This window comes from Nonomuraea maheshkhaliensis, from assembly GCF_039529435.1.
In the GTDB taxonomy this organism is placed as follows: Bacteria; Actinomycetota; Actinomycetes; order Streptosporangiales; family Streptosporangiaceae; genus Nonomuraea; species Nonomuraea maheshkhaliensis.
The window spans coordinates 148641-162581 of record NZ_BAAAMU010000002.1 but is presented as its reverse complement, the minus strand read 5'-3'; the positions used below and the strand labels follow the sequence as shown (position 1 = coordinate 162581).

Here is a 13941-nt window from a genome sequence, read left to right as displayed (position 1 = left end):
GTGACGCGTTCCTCCCTCACCACCCCGCCGCCGGGCGCGAATCTGCCCGAGGCGCAGCCCGGCGCGCCGTCGCCGGGCAGCGCTCTCGTCTCCCACTACGACCAGTGCTTCGCCTGCGGCCCCGCGCACCCCACGGGGCTGCACCTGACGGCGCGGACCCCCGACGGCGCCACCGTCGAGGCGGAGTTCACCGTGGGCGAGGCGCACCAGGGCGCGCCCCGGCTGGCGCACGGCGGGGTGCTGGCCACCGCCATGGACGAAGTCATCGGAATGTCCGTCTACCTGCTGCACAAGCCCTATGTGACAGGACGACTGGAGACCGACTACCTCCTCCCTGTTCCCGTGGGCACGACACTCCACCTGCGCGCCTGGTGCAACGGCATCGCGGGCAGAAAGGCGTACCTTGAGGCTGAGGGGCGTATCGGCGCTCCAGACGGACCGGTCGCCGTCCGCGCGGCAGCGCTGTTCATCGAGGTGAACATGGAACACTTCGCCAAGCACGCCGATCTGGCCGTCACCGCCGCCGACCATCAGGACTACGAGGTGAACCCTTGAGCGACGTAGAGGTCCTCATCCAGCGGCTCGATCCCGGGCTGCCGCCGCCGTCGTACGCCCATCCGGGAGACGCCGGCGCCGACCTCTGCTCGGCCGAGGACGTCGAGCTGATGCCGGGTGAGCGGGCCGTCGTCGGCACTGGGGTGGCGATCGCCCTGCCCGAGGGGTATGCCGCGTTCGTCCATCCGCGTTCCGGGCTGGCGGCACGGCACGGCGTCACGTTGGTCAACGCCCCCGGCACGGTCGACGCCGGATACCGGGGCGAGGTCAAGGTGACGGTGATCAACACCGACGTCAAGGAGCCGTTCAGCCTGCGGCGCGGTGACCGGGTGGCCCAGCTCGTGATCCAGCGGGTGGAACGCGCGGCCTTCACCGAGACCGAGCGCTTGCCGCCGTCCGCGCGCGGCGCGGGCGGCTTCGGCTCGACGGGACGCTGAGCCGAGGTGCCACGTCTGTGCCGGTTTCGGGCGCGGCAGGCAGCTCGGCAGGCACAGGCCGGGTGACCGGTCGTACGGACATCAGACCGGTAAGCCGGTCGTACGGACCATCAGGCCGGGGAACCGGCCGTACGGACGCAGGGCCGGGGGACCGGTCCGATGAGCAGGGAGAGTGAGGAACGTGTTCCGACGTCGTCGTCGTGAGCAGCCGGAGCAGGTGGGCGAGCAGGAGTCGGCCGCCCCCACGCGCGAGTCCGGCCCGTGGGACGCCGACGAGCCCCACCCTGAGACCGACCGGATCGACCTGGGCGGCCTCCGGCTGCCGCACAACGCGGACTTCGACGTGCGGCTGGCCTCCGTGGGAGACCAGCACGTCGGCGTGGTCGTCCTGTACGAGGACAGCTCGCTGCAGCTGCAGGCCCTGGCCGCGCCGCGCAGCTCGGGCCTTTGGGACGAGATCAAGACGAAGATCCTGGCCCAGGCCAAGCACCTGGAGGAGCGGGAGGGGCCGTTCGGCAGCGAGCTGGCCGGCGAGATGCGGACCGACGGCGAGACCCGGCCGGCCCGCTATCTCGGCATCGACGGCCCGCGCTGGTTCCTGCTGGCGGTGATCTCCGGCAAGGCGGCGGCCGACGAGAGCGTCGCCGAGGCGTACATCGACTTCATCAAGGACGTCGTGGTCGTGCGCGGGGACGAGCCGATGGCGCGTGAGGAGGCGATCCCGCTGCGCCGGCCCAACGAGCAGCCGGGCGGCGAGGGCGACGAGCGGCCGACGCTCAACCCGTTCAAACGAGGACCTGAAATCAGCGAGATTCGCTGAGGGCTGATATCACATAGGCTGAACCATCATGAGTACGGCAGAGCCCCCGAAACGCGGGGGATTGCGTGGGTTCTTCAGTCGGCTGGCCACCAGCCAGTCCGAGATCGAGGCCCAGGAGCTGCGGGAGGACGCCGACGAGGTCGGCGCGACCCCGATCGTCTCGTGTGGCGGGCGCCGCCGCTTCTGCGTGGCGGGTACGCTACGTACGGTGACATTGCGCCCGAGGGGCGGCGCCCCGGCTCTGGAGGCCGAGCTCTACGACGGGTCCGACGTGATCGACCTGGTCTGGCTCGGCCGCCGCAAGATCGCCGGCATCGAGCCCGGCCGCACGGTCAAGGCCGAGGGCCTGGTCAGCATGCAGGACGGGCGCAAGGTGATGTTCAATCCGCGTTACGAGCTGCGCCCAGGGAGTTGATCAGGTGAGTGCTGAGGCTGAAGAGGTCGCCCACGACACCGTCGAGGCGGCGGTGCGAGCCCAGCTCGCCAAGGCCTTCGGCGGGGTGCGCGGCATCATCGAGGCGGCGGTCCCGACGATCGCCTTCACGATGTCGTGGATCCTGTCCGAAGATCTGAAGCTGTCGCTCATCATCAGCATCACGCTGTCGGTGCTGCTGCTGCTCGTACGGATCATCCAGCGGTCCACGCCGCAGTTCGTGATCAACAGCCTGATCGGCATCGCGATCGGGGCGTTCTTCGCCAGCCGTACGGGTGACGCGAAAGACTACTTCCTTCCCGGAATCCTGTGGAACGCCACGTACATGGTCGGCATGCTCATCTCGATCGTCGCCCGGTGGCCGGTCGTGGGGTTCCTGATCGGCTCGGTCACCGGTGACCCGACCGCCTGGCACAAGGACCAGGGCATCGTGCGGTTGTGCACGCGGCTGACCTGGCTGCTCATGCTGCCCTGCGCGGTTCGGGTGGCGGTGCAGGGGCCGGTCTACCTCTTCGGCGGTGGCGACGAGGCGGTGGCGGCGCTCGGGTTCGCCAAGATCGTGATGGGCTGGCCGCTCCAGGTGGCCGCGCTGGGCGCCATGCTCTGGATGCTCGGCCGGGGCCGCACCCCGATCAAGCCTCCGGTCGCACCCGCCTGACACCATGCTCATGCCGCCTCCGCGGTCGCCGGCCGTTGTCCGACCGCCGGCGGCTGTGGATCAGCGGTCCTGGTGGTCGGGGTCGAAAGCTGTCGGTTCGGCCGGGAGGGTGTAGCGCTCGCCGATGAGGTCGGCGACGCGGCGGCGGCTTTCGCGCGGCTCCAGGCCGTCCGCCTCACGTTCCACCGCCGCCACCTCCTCCGCTAGCTCGGCGTCCCCCAGGCTCTCGCGGATCCACGCCGAGCAGTCGCGGCGCCGCAGATGATGCAGCCAGGTGTCGTCGTCCACCCCGTCGCTCAGTTCGACGAACGTGTGCAGGTTCCTGGCGCGCAGCCGCAGCCGGTTCTCGGGCCCGGTGAAGTAGAAGCTCTTGTCCTTGGCCATGGTGCCCGCCGCGTACTTGCGCCGGTGCCGGGTCCGCTCGGCGCGGGCGGGCGCGAGCGTGAGCCGCCGCGCGTGCCCGTCGGCGTCGTGCCAGAGCGCGATGTCACCCGCCTGCTCGTCCTCCGGTGACGGGGGCAGCGAGGGGACGTCGCGGCCGCGGGCCGTGGCGAACGCGGCCAGGGTGTTCCGCGGCTCCTTGCCCACCGCCACCGTGCTGGTCACCAGCCGGAGCGCGTCAGGGCTCAGCGCGTCGGGATGCACGGTGATCATCAGCAGCGCGCCGAGGTCGCCGGGATGCCGCAGCGGCACGTCGCGTACCTCGGCGGGCATCAGGTGGTGCGCCTCGTCGAGCACCAGCCAGTGCGGATGCCCCAGCTTGGCCCGCAGCCCGGTCAGGCGGGGGAGCAGCTCGGCGAAGTACGCCGGCCGGTCGCGCAGCTGCTGCCCGATCAGGTTGACGACGACGCTGTGATCGGGCTGCTCCAGCACGTGCAGCACCTCGTCCACGCCGGGCACCCGGTCCGGGTCGCCGAGCACCGTGACGCCCGGATGTTCGGCGTAGTCGCCCTCCGGGTCCACGACGACGCACTGGTAGCCGTCGCCGACGAGCCGTTCGAGCAGCGCCGTGGTGACCGTGGACTTGCCGCTCCCGGACGGTCCCGCCACCAGCAGCCCCATCCCGTACGTGGGCAGCCGCACCTCCTCGCCGTCCGCGTGCCCGAGCAGGACGTGGTGGCGCGGGAGCTCCATGGCGTCCAGGTCACCGGCCAGCAGTCGGCCGGCCAGGTGGGCGACCCCGTGCCCGTCGGGTTCGTCGAGGGCGAGGTCGCAGGCGTCCTTGAGGGCGGGCAGGGCGTTGGCGACCGCGGCCCCGCACTCGGCGGCGGTCAGGAACGCGTGGTCGTTCTCGCCGTCGCCGACCGCGACCACGCTGTGCCGCGACACCGACAGCCGGTCGAGGGCGGCGATCAGGCCGCTGGCCTTGTTCACGCCCGGGGGCAGCACCATGACGGCGCCCTTGTTGTAGACGACCTGCAGCTCCAGGCCCAGTTCGCGGATCGCCGCGAGGACCTGGACGTCGTACGGCTCGCGGGTGGCGACCAGCACCTGACCGACCCCGAGCGGGTGCACGCCCTGCTCGCGCAGCCGGCCGGCCAGCTCGGCCGGCGGGGGAGCGGCCAGGACGTCGCAGGTGCGCTGGCGCGGGTCGTACAGCAGGCCGCCGTTCTCGGCCACGATCAGGTCGAACAGGGCGGGGTGCGGGAAGACGTTCAGCAGGTCGTCGAGCTGGCGGCCGGTGACGAGCAGGAGCTTGAACCCGGCGCGGGACAGCCGTTCGAGCGCCTTGATCGTCTCCTCCGCGACCTGGCCGCCCTTCGCCAGAGTCTCGTCGTAGTCGCAGGCCAGCACGTTGTAGCGCATGATCCTGCCCCTACCCGGAGGAATCCGGGTATTCGGCCGTGGGGGGTGAATGCGCGGCGAACTTTGACCGGCGGCGGCCCGGGATCGAGCGGGTCCTAGGCTTCTTGCCATGACCCTCATGCACGTTCCCGGCTCGAAGTCCGTCACCGCCCGTGCCCTGTTCCTCGCCGCCGCCGCGAGCGGCACGACCGTGCTGCGCCGGCCGCTGCTCTCCGACGACACGGAAGGTTTCGCGGAGGGCTTGATCGCGCTCGGCTACCGCGTGGAGCGCGGGCCGGAGGCGTGGACGATCGAGGGGCGCCCGGAGGGGCCGCCGGTGGCGGGGGCGGAGGTGTACTGCCGCGACGGCGCCACCACAGCGCGCTTCCTGCCCGCGCTCGTCGCGGCCGGGCGCGGCGTCTACCGTTTCGACGCCTCCGCCCAGATGCGCCGGCGCCCGCTCGGGCCGCTCACGCGGGCGCTGCGCGAGCTCGGGGTGGACCTGACGCACGAGGGCGAGGAGGGGCACCATCCGCTGACCGTGCGGGCCGACGGGGTCAAGGGCGGCCGGATCACGCTGGACGCCGGCCTGTCGTCACAGTTCCTGACCGCGCTGCTGCTCGTCGGGCCGCTCACCGCCGAGGGGCTGGAGATCACGGTGACCGATCTGGTGTCGGCGCCGTACGTGGAGATCACCCTGGCGATGATGCGCAGCTTCGGGGTCGAGGTGCGGCGGGAGGGCGAGACGTTCCACGTGCCCGCGCGGCCGTACACCGCCGTGGCCGGCTACGCGATCGAGCCGGACGCCTCCACCGCGAGCTACCCGCTCGCCGCCGCCGCGCTCACCGGCAACAGCGTCACCATCCCGGGGCTGGGCTCCGGCGCGATGCAGGGCGACGTACGCTTCGCCGAGGTCCTGCGGCGGATGGGCGCGACCGTCGACCTGTCGCACGACGCGGTGACGGTCACCGGTACGGGCACGCTGCGGGGATTGACGGTGAACATGCGCGACATCTCCGACACCGTCCCGACGCTGGCCGCCATCGCCCCCTTCGCCGACGGCCCCGTACGGATCGAGGACGTGCACAACATCAGGGTCAAGGAGTGCGACCGGCTGGAGGCGTGCGCCGAGAACCTGCGCCGCCTCGGCATCGAGGTGAGTACGGGCCGCGACTGGATCGAGATCCAGCCCGGCACGCCCCGGCCGGCCGAGATCGCCTGCCACGGCGACCACCGCATCGCGATGTCGTTCTCTGTGGCGGGACTGCGCGCCCCGGGGATCACCCTGGACGACCCCGGGTGCGTGAAGAAGACCTTCCCCGGCTTCCACGAGGCCCTGGCGGGACTGCGGGCTGAGTGGGGCCTGCGGTAAAGAGCTCTGGGCCTGGGCGTTGCCGTCCTGAGCCGGTCGCGCGGGTAGGACGGCTGGTGAACGGTCACTTCAGCTCAGATCGAGGCACCACCATGTTGAGAAGCGCCATCGCCGCCTTCGCCATGACCGCCGCCGCCCTCCTGCTGGCCGCGGTCCCCGCGATCGTCGGCGCCAGCCGCGGCGGCCTGCGGGTCTGACCTGACCGGACGCCGGGTCGGCGTTCTGGGCCATGGCGCCTCGTTCTCGCGTCGGGTCGGCGGGCCGGCTCCTTCCAGTTCGTCCCCTGGATCCTCTTGCCTGGTCATAGTGGGTCGTCCTGGACGAGGACGCCCCACATCTTCAGTGCTTCGGCCGCCTTGACCCAGTTGGTCTCCGTGACCACGACCTCCTTGCCCCTCCGGTCGGTCCGGCGGATGTGCATCAGGCCGCCCGCGGCGCACAACTCGTACACCACCGGCTCCGCCTCGCACGTGTGGGCCTTGACCCGCACCGAGGGATGTCTGGCCGTGACGGGATACCAGACGATCTTCTCGGAGCCCCGCTCCGGGGGTTCGGCATGCAGTCCGTGGTACTCCTCAATGGCCAAGCCGACCTCCAAGGTCGTTCGTGCTGCGGGCACGGAGATGCCGCAGGGCGTGGCGGGACGGCGGTCGGCAGGGGGAGGGGCGCCCGGCTGCGGGCACCGCTCCGCCGACCGCTGGGAAGCGGGGATGCGGTGAGGTGATGAGTGATTCGTGGTCGATCAGCGACGCAGCGTCACATAGGAATACTAGACGTTGTCGAACGCACACGTCTACTAGTTGTATCTGCTTGTATGAACGGTAGACACGACAGAGAGGACGCGGGTCGGGCCGTGAATACTTCGCTCGCAGTACAAAATCAATGCATCTGCTGCGTGATGCCCTCGTATACCCCCACGGGGCACTCTGGAGGTCCGTCCGGACGTCCGGTTGAGAGGGTTGAACGCGCGATGCTGCTCATCGAGGTCTTCGTGCCCAGGAACGCGCTGGGCGAGGACGAACGCCAGGCGCTGGGCCGCGGGCTCATCGACAGGCTGATGGTCGAGGACGACAGCCACGCCATCGAGATCATCGACGCCCAGCGCACGATCACGCAGGTGCTCCTGCACGAGCCGGCCACGTGGGTGCTCGGCGAGCGGCCGGCGGCGGACCCCGCGGACCCGCCGCGCTACGTGGTGCGCGTGACGGTTCCCGCGTCGTGGCGCAAGGAGATGTGCGAGCACGTCGTGCGCGTCGTCACCGAGGCCCTCGGCGAGACCGAACGGGCCGCGGGGCGCGACCCGGACCGGGTGCGGCGCGAACCGCACGCGATCATCCTCACGGAGGGCGTCACCGAGGGCGGCATCGGGATCCTCGGCCGGGTCATGAGCAGCCTGGACCTCACGGAGCTGGTCTCACGCCCCTACCGTGACGGCGCCGCGCAGCGTGCCCCCGTGCCGGAGCAGCCGCCCGGCAGGGTGATCGACCCGATCTGCGGCATGGGCGTCGACCTCGGCGACTCCGCCCTGACGCTCGTCCACGAGGGCACCGTGTACGGGTTCTGCCACGGCCTGTGCCGCCGGGTCTTCGCGAACGAGCACGGGTTGTCGCTCGGCAAGGACGACCCGCAGTCCTGAGGCCGGGCTCCCTGGCGGCGGGGTGGTCATACCCACAGCATAAACAGATACTTTATCCGATTATGCTACGGTGAAACGGATGACTCATCCGCTTATGGCTGGGTCCGGTACGAGGAGACACCGATGCCTTTCACCGCGGACGCCGTCCCACACCTGCCCGCCGGATTCGGCGAGATCTTCGCCAGCCGCACTGTCGACGTCAACGGCGTCGAACTGCACGCCGTGGTCGGCGGGTCCGGCCCGGCGTTGCTGTTGCTGCCGGCGTGGCCGCAGTTCTGGTACGGCTGGCGGCTGGTGATGCCCGCTCTCGCCGAGCACTTCACGGTCGTGGCCGCCGACATGCGCGGCATGGGTGCCAGTAGCAAGCCGGCCAGCGGGTACGACGCGGTCACGCTGGCCGACGACATGGCCGGCCTGATGACCTCCTTGGGTCACGACAGGTACCACGTCGCGGGCTACGACATGGGGATGATGGTCGGCTACGTGCTCGCCGCCCGCCATCGCGACCGGGTGAGCAAGCTGGTGCTGGCCGAGGCCGTCCTCGCCGGCTTCACCCCGATGCCCCCGCTGCTCATGCCTCCCGAGGTCAACGAGCTGGCCTGGCACTTCGTCTTCAACCGTCTGGCCGAGATCAACGAGCGCATGGTGTCCGGCCGCGAGGAGATCTACTTCGGTTACCAGTTCGCCACCAAAGCCGCGTCTCCCGAGGCCATCCCGCAAGCCGCGGTCGACGTCTACGTCGATGCCCTGCGCGACCCCGCCGCCTTGCACGCGAGCTTCGAGTTCTACCGCGCGGGAGAGTCCGGGGACCAGGTGGTCGCGCTGGCCGCCGAGGGGCCGCTGGACATTCCGGCTCTGGCCATCGGGGGCGAATATGGCATGGGCGATGGCGTCGAGCAGGCGGTGCGGCAGGTCGCCTCGAACACCACCGGCGCCGTCGCACCGGGTGCGGCGCATTTCCTGCCTGAGGAAGCGCCCGAATGGATGACCCGCACCTTGATCGACTTCTTCGCCTGAGCCCTGAGCCCTGAGCCCTGAGCCCTGAGCCCTGAGCCCTGAGCCCTGAACCGGCATCGTCACGTCCGGCTCCCCCGGCGGGGGAGCCGGGCTCGCTCAGTGCTGCGAGAGGAGGTGGGCCAGCTCCTGCTCCACCTCCTGGTTGGCGACGAAGAGCAGTTCGTCCCCCGCCTCCAGCGGATCGTCCGCCGTCGGGACCAGCACGCGGCCCTCCCGCAGGATGGCCACGAGCGCCGAGTCCACCGGCCAGGGCACCGAGCCCGCCCGCTGCCCCACCACCGGCGCGTCGTCCGCCAGGGTCAGCTCCACCAGGTTCGCCTGGCCCTGGCGGAACGTCATCAGCCGGACCAGGTCGCCGACGCTCACCGCCTCCTCCACCAGCGCGCTCAGCAGGCGCGGCGTGGAGACGGCGACGTCGACGCCCCACGACTCGTTGAACAGCCACTCGTTGTTGGGGTGGTTGATCCTGGCGACCACGCGCGGCACGCCGTACTCGGTCTTGGCCAGCAGGGAGACGACCAGGTTGACCTTGTCGTCGCCGGAGGAGGCGACGACGACGTGGCAGTTGTTCAGGCCGGCCTCGTCGAGTGAGGCGATCTCGCAGGCGTCGGCCAGCAGCCACTCGGCGCGCGGCACGCTGTCGATCTTGATGGCTCGGGGGTCGACGTCGATGAGCAGGACCTGGTGGCCGTTCTCCAGGAGCTCGGCCGCGATGGAGCGGCCCACGGCGCCGGCTCCGGCGATGGCGACGCGCATCAGTGGTCCTCTTCCGGTGCCGCGGCGAGCACCTTGTTGATCCGATCCATGTCGTTCTCGGCGGCGATGACGTGCAGCACGTCGCCCTCCTGCACCACGGTGTCGTCGGCGATGGTCACGGCCTCGCCGATGCGGTTGATGAAGGCGGCGCGCGTCCTGGCGCTCGCTTCGAGCTCGTGGACGCGGGTGCCGATCCAGGACGGGTGGACGGTGACCTCGGCGAGCACGACGGTGCCTGAGGGGTCGCGCCAGAGCGGCTCGGCGCCCTCGGGCAGGATGCGGCGCATGATCTGGTCGGCGGTCCAGCGCACGGTGGCCACGGTGGGGATGCCCAGCCGCTGGTAGACCTCGGCGCGGCGGGGGTCGTAGATGCGGGCCACCACGTTGTCGACGCCGAACGTCTCGCGGGCCACCCGGGCGGAGATGATGTTGGAGTTGTCTCCGCTGGAGACGGCGATGTAGGCGGTGGCGGACTCGATGCCGGCCTCGGTGAGCACGTCGCGATCGAAGCCGACGCCGGTCACCCGCCTACCCCGGAAACCGGCGCGCAGGCGGCGGAACGCCTGCGGGTCACGGTCGATGATGGCGACGGAATGTCCGCTGTCTTCGAGGATGTGGGCGAGGGTCGATCCGACCCGGCCACACCCCATGATCACTATATGCATTTCCCCCCGCACTTCCGCGGTCGGCCGATTGCTCGACACCAGTATGGACCGATGGGGGAGCGCCTCGTTTAGGTCGTCGGCGTGGGGCTAGCATCTGGTTACGTGGCGAAGATAACAGATCTTGTCAAACGCTTGCTCGTGGGGCGCGCCCTGCGCAGCGGGCAGCTCCACGAGCAACTCCTCCCCAAACGGATCGCCCTGCCGGTCTTCGCCAGTGACGCGCTCTCCTCCGTGGCCTACGCTCCGCAGGAGATCCTGGTCATCCTGTCGCTCGCCGGCGTCTCCTTCTACGCCTACAGCCCCTGGGTCGCGGTGGCCGTCGTGGTCGTGATGCTCACCGTGGTGGCGTCGTACCGGCAGAACGTGCACGCCTACCCCAGCGGCGGCGGCGACTACGAGGTCGCCACCACCAACCTCGGCAAGAACGCCGGGCTCACCGTCGCCAGCGCCCTCATGGTCGACTACGTGCTGACCGTCGCGGTGTCGGTCGCCAACGGCGTCGACTACGTGGGCGCCACGATCCCGTTCGTGGGCCAGCACAAGCCGGCCGTCGCCATCGCCATCGTCGTCCTGCTCACGGTGGTCAACCTGCGCGGCATCCGCGAGTCCGGCGTCGCCTTCGCCATCCCCACGTACGCGTTCATGTTCTCCGTGCTGTTCCTCATCGCCTGGGGCGGCTTCCGGCTGCTGGCGCTGGGGGAGGAGATCCGGGCGCCGAGCGCCCACTTCAGCATCGCGCCCGAGCAGACCAACCTGACGGCCTTCGCCGCGGCCTTCCTGGTGCTGCGGGCGTTCTCCTCCGGCTGCGCCGCGCTGACCGGGGTCGAGGCCATCAGCAACGGCGTGCCCGCGTTCAGGAAGCCCAAGAGCAAGAACGCCGCCACCACGCTGCTCATGATGGGCCTGGTCGCGATCACCATGTTCGGCGGCATCATCGCGCTCGGCCTGGCCTCGGGGGTGAAGGTGGCCGAGCCGTCCGTGGTCGCCGAGGACCTGCTGCGGCCGGACGGCACGCCCGTCGGGCCCGGCTACTACCAGCAGCCGATCATCTCCCAGGTGGCCGACGCGGTGTTCGGGGGCGGGTCGCTGCCCTTCGTGTTCATCTCGGCGGTGACCGCGCTGATCCTCTTCCTGGCCGCCAACACGGCCTTCAACGGCTTCCCCGTGCTCGGCTCGATCCTGGCCCAGGACCGCTACCTGCCGCGCCAGCTGCACACGCGCGGCGACCGGCTGGCCTTCTCCAACGGCATCATCATCCTGGCCCTGGCGGCCTGCCTGCTGCTGTGGGGGTTCGACGCCGACGTCAGCCGCCTGCTGAACCTCTACATCGTCGGCGTCTTCGTCTCCTTCACGCTCAGCCAGACCGGCATGGTCATCCACTGGACCCGCCACCTGAAGACCGAGACCGACCCCAAGACGCGGCACCAGATGCACCGCTCGCGCGTGATCAACTTCTTCGGCGGAGTCATGACGGGGCTGGTGCTGATCGTGGTGCTGCTGACGAAGTTCCTGGTCGGAGCGTGGATCGTGGTGATCGCGATGCCGATCCTGTTCCTCATGATGAAGGGGATCAGGCGCCACTACGACAACGTGGCGGCCGAGCTGGAGCTCACCGAGGACTACGAGCCGGCCATGCTGCCCGCGCGCAACCACGCGATCGTGCTGGTCTCGAAGATCCACAAGCCGACCATGCGCGCGATCTCCTACGCCCGCGCCACCCGGCCCTCCACGCTGGAGGCGATCACCGTCGGCGTCGAGGGCGAGGAGGCCCGCAAGCTGCAGGAGGAGTGGGAGCGGCGCGGCATCCCGGTGCCGCTCAAGATGCTCGACTCCCCCTACCGCGAGATCACGCAGCCGATCATCGACTACGTCAAGACCCTGCGCAGGCGCTCGCCGCGCGACGTGGTGACCGTCTTCATCCCCGAGTACGTGGTCGGCCACTGGTGGGAGCACCTGCTGCACAACCAGAGCGCGCTGCGGCTGAAGGCGCGGCTGCTGTTCAAACCGGGGGTCATGGTGACCAGCGTGCCGTGGCAGCTGCACTCCTCCGACCGGCTGCTCGGCCGGCCCGAGCCGTTCGCGCCCGGGGCCGTGCGCCGTCCGTGGCACCAGAGTGTCAAGGACGACGGTCAGATCACCTCGCGCTGATCCACGCGCGCAGGCGGCGCGTGTCGCCGGCGTTCCAGTCCGGCGGCGCGGCGACGGCGGCCCAGCCGTCCACGATGTTGGCGCCGTAGCGGTGGCCGTGCCCCGGCGGCACGTCGAGCGCCACCGCCATGTCCACCAGCACCTGCCAGAACGTGACCAGCGGGAACCAGTTCATCTGCGGGTTCACGCCCGGCCCCCGCGGGCCCTCCAGCCAGGCCGGCCTGTGGTAGATCAGCCGCGGCGACCACCACACCACGGGGTCGGAGGCGTTCTGCAGATAGACCACGCGCGGCGGCGGCCAGGGAGCGCCCGGCCGGGACAGGTCCACCGGATACTGGGCGAACCTCGCCGTCCTGCCGCGCTGGTAGACGGGCCGCCAGACGGGGCTGCCGGGGTCGCGGGCGGCGGTGAGGTGGCTCCAGATGGGGTTGGCGTTCGGCGGGCCCACGAACACCGCGCCGTCCGCCCTGGCCACGAGGTCGCGCGGGTCGCGGAAGGACTTCTCCATCTGGTACGACCCCAGGCTCTCGCCCGACAGCAGCAGCTTCGGCCGCGACCCGGCGGGCAACCGGGCCCACCGCTCGCGTACGGCCTCGAACAGCGCCCGCCCGGAAGCCGCCGCCTTGTCCCGGTCGACCAGGAACGACACCCAGCTCGGCAGGTAGGAGTACTGCAGCGCGACCATGGCCGAGCGCCCGTTGTACAGGTACTCCAGGGTGTCGGCGATGCGCGGATCCACCCAGCCGGTCCCGGTGGTGCCCAGCACGGCCAGCACCGGGCGGCCGAACGCTCCTGTGCGTTCCAGTTCGCGCACCGCGAGCGCCGCCTGGGCCCGCGGCGAGGTGGTGCTGTCAAGCCCGATGTAAACCCTGATGGGCTCGGCGGCGGGCCGTCCTGAGAAGGCGGCGAGCCGGGCCGGGGTCGCGGCGGTGCCGGTGAAGCGGCGGCCCTCCCTGCCGAGCGACTCCCAGGTGACGAGCGAGCCAGGTCCGCCCGACACGTACGCCGACACGGGCCTGCGCACGCCGGGATGGGTGCCCTCGTTGGCCACGGACGAGATGTCGCTCATCCTGGCCACGAACCCGTTGAACAGCACGTCGTTGGCCACGACCGCCACCAGCAGGCCGATGACGAGCACGCCGATGACGTGGCCGACGTAGACGGGGACGTACCGGTCGAGCCAGGCGTTCAGCCGCCGCCCGCCCAGCCGGACCAGGCGGGCGGCCAGCAGCGCCGCCGCGAACAGCGCCAGCGTCACGCCCAGGATCAGCGGCGGGAACCAGGCGATCTCGGTGTCCATGCCCATGAGCGCCCGCAGGTCGCGCTGCCAGTCCAGGCTGTACGACAGCGTCACCACGATCAGTCCCGCGCACACGCCGAGCAGGACCTGCCAGGCGATCCGCCGCCACCGCTCGGGCGGCCGGTACGGGATCACGGCCCGCCCGAGGGCCCCCAGCCCGGCGCCGGCCGCGTAACCGAGGATGCCGGTCACCGCCCCCATCACGCCCTGGTACAGCCAGGTGCGCGGCAGCAGCGACGGCGTCAGCGAGGCGCAGGCGAACAGCGTGGCCAGCAGCGTGCCGCCGAAGCCGAGCCGCCGTCGCACCACCCTCGACCTGTCCACGGTCACCTAGGGTAGTTGACCAAGTCGGACAAGTG

Annotated in this window: 14 protein-coding genes; 9 read left to right on the top strand and 5 right to left on the bottom strand. The window is 70.7% G+C overall.

Translation table 11 applies throughout. From position 1 onward, the window contains the following. The 5 genes from ABFX54_RS02490 (at nucleotide 1) to ABFX54_RS02470 (ending at nucleotide 2903) form a co-directional block, all read left to right on the top strand. Nucleotides 1–555: a PaaI family thioesterase gene (locus tag ABFX54_RS02490; RefSeq protein ID WP_346101212.1), complete on the top strand. Its 555-nt coding sequence runs from the start codon at nucleotides 1–3 to the stop codon at nucleotides 553–555. Then, the gene (gene dut / locus ABFX54_RS02485; RefSeq protein WP_346101211.1) at nucleotides 552–992 is read left to right on the top strand and encodes a dUTP diphosphatase; all 441 of its coding nucleotides are present in this window, start codon (nucleotides 552–554) and stop codon (nucleotides 990–992) included. The genes ABFX54_RS02490 and dut overlap by 4 nt, the downstream gene beginning before the upstream one ends. A gap of 181 nt (nucleotides 993–1173) precedes the next feature. Continuing rightward, a complete protein-coding gene (locus tag ABFX54_RS02480) occupies nucleotides 1174–1812 on the top strand; it encodes a DUF3710 domain-containing protein (protein WP_346101210.1) in 639 nt (212 codons plus the stop codon). A 28-nt stretch (nucleotides 1813–1840) separates the two neighbouring features. After that, the gene (locus ABFX54_RS02475) at nucleotides 1841–2227 is read left to right on the top strand and encodes an OB-fold nucleic acid binding domain-containing protein (protein WP_043614113.1); all 387 of its coding nucleotides are present in this window, start codon (nucleotides 1841–1843) and stop codon (nucleotides 2225–2227) included. A 4-nt stretch (nucleotides 2228–2231) separates the two neighbouring features. Next, nucleotides 2232–2903 (top strand): DUF3159 domain-containing protein, encoded by a 672-nt coding sequence (locus ABFX54_RS02470; RefSeq protein WP_346101209.1) that lies wholly within the window; start codon nucleotides 2232–2234, stop codon nucleotides 2901–2903. Between the two features lie 60 nt (nucleotides 2904–2963). On the opposite strand, the gene ABFX54_RS02465 is transcribed toward ABFX54_RS02470, so the two are convergent. Further along, nucleotides 2964–4709 (bottom strand): HAD hydrolase family protein, encoded by a 1746-nt coding sequence (locus ABFX54_RS02465; RefSeq protein WP_346101208.1) that lies wholly within the window; start codon nucleotides 4707–4709, stop codon nucleotides 2964–2966. A gap of 109 nt (nucleotides 4710–4818) precedes the next feature. Between ABFX54_RS02465 and aroA the strand changes: the two genes are divergently transcribed. Next, nucleotides 4819–6060 carry a 3-phosphoshikimate 1-carboxyvinyltransferase gene (gene aroA / locus ABFX54_RS02460; RefSeq protein ID WP_346101207.1) on the top strand — a complete coding sequence of 414 codons (1242 nt, stop codon included), beginning with the start codon at nucleotides 4819–4821 and terminating at the stop codon, nucleotides 6058–6060. Between the two features lie 301 nt (nucleotides 6061–6361). Here aroA and ABFX54_RS02455 read toward each other — a convergent pair whose 3' ends face one another. Next, on the bottom strand, nucleotides 6362–6646 hold the full coding sequence (locus ABFX54_RS02455) for a hypothetical protein (protein ID WP_346101206.1): 285 nt from the start codon (nucleotides 6644–6646) through the stop codon (nucleotides 6362–6364). A 384-nt stretch (nucleotides 6647–7030) separates the two neighbouring features. Between ABFX54_RS02455 and ABFX54_RS02450 the strand changes: the two genes are divergently transcribed. Next, nucleotides 7031–7696 carry a hypothetical protein gene (locus ABFX54_RS02450; protein ID WP_346101205.1) on the top strand — a complete coding sequence of 222 codons (666 nt, stop codon included), beginning with the start codon at nucleotides 7031–7033 and terminating at the stop codon, nucleotides 7694–7696. A gap of 123 nt (nucleotides 7697–7819) precedes the next feature. After that, nucleotides 7820–8713, top strand: coding sequence for an alpha/beta fold hydrolase (locus ABFX54_RS02445; RefSeq protein WP_346101204.1), 894 nt, complete (start codon nucleotides 7820–7822; stop codon nucleotides 8711–8713). Between the two features lie 96 nt (nucleotides 8714–8809). Here ABFX54_RS02445 and ABFX54_RS02440 read toward each other — a convergent pair whose 3' ends face one another. Together ABFX54_RS02440 and ABFX54_RS02435 are read right to left on the bottom strand one after the other, a co-directional pair. After that, a complete protein-coding gene (locus ABFX54_RS02440) occupies nucleotides 8810–9469 on the bottom strand; it encodes a potassium channel family protein (protein ID WP_346101203.1) in 660 nt (219 codons plus the stop codon). After that, nucleotides 9469–10134 carry a potassium channel family protein gene (locus tag ABFX54_RS02435; protein ID WP_346101202.1) on the bottom strand — a complete coding sequence of 222 codons (666 nt, stop codon included), beginning with the start codon at nucleotides 10132–10134 and terminating at the stop codon, nucleotides 9469–9471. Before ABFX54_RS02435 ends, ABFX54_RS02440 begins: the two co-directional genes overlap by 1 nt. A gap of 102 nt (nucleotides 10135–10236) precedes the next feature. Between ABFX54_RS02435 and ABFX54_RS02430 the strand changes: the two genes are divergently transcribed. Next, nucleotides 10237–12282 (top strand): APC family permease, encoded by a 2046-nt coding sequence (locus tag ABFX54_RS02430; RefSeq protein ID WP_346101201.1) that lies wholly within the window; start codon nucleotides 10237–10239, stop codon nucleotides 12280–12282. On the opposite strand, the gene ABFX54_RS02425 is transcribed toward ABFX54_RS02430, so the two are convergent. Next, nucleotides 12269–13906 carry an alpha/beta hydrolase gene (locus ABFX54_RS02425; protein ID WP_346101200.1) on the bottom strand — a complete coding sequence of 546 codons (1638 nt, stop codon included), beginning with the start codon at nucleotides 13904–13906 and terminating at the stop codon, nucleotides 12269–12271. The two genes, ABFX54_RS02430 and ABFX54_RS02425, sit on opposite strands and share 14 nt — an antisense overlap. Between the last annotated feature and the right edge of the window lie 35 nt (nucleotides 13907–13941).

Coding starts and splice junctions, on each gene's coding strand:
- ABFX54_RS02475 (WP_043614113.1), top strand. CDS start 1,841: ATGAGTACGGCAGAGCCCCCGAAACGCGGGGGATTGCGTGGGTTCTTC.
- aroA (WP_346101207.1), top strand. CDS start 4,819: ATGACCCTCATGCACGTTCCCGGCTCGAAGTCCGTCACCGCCCGTGCC.
- ABFX54_RS02440 (WP_346101203.1), bottom strand. CDS start 9,469: ATGCGCGTCGCCATCGCCGGAGCCGGCGCCGTGGGCCGCTCCATCGCG.
- ABFX54_RS02465 (WP_346101208.1), bottom strand. CDS start 4,709: ATGCGCTACAACGTGCTGGCCTGCGACTACGACGAGACTCTGGCGAAG.
- ABFX54_RS02450 (WP_346101205.1), top strand. CDS start 7,031: ATGCTGCTCATCGAGGTCTTCGTGCCCAGGAACGCGCTGGGCGAGGAC.
- ABFX54_RS02435 (WP_346101202.1), bottom strand. CDS start 10,134: ATGCATATAGTGATCATGGGGTGTGGCCGGGTCGGATCGACCCTCGCC.
- ABFX54_RS02445 (WP_346101204.1), top strand. CDS start 7,820: ATGCCTTTCACCGCGGACGCCGTCCCACACCTGCCCGCCGGATTCGGC.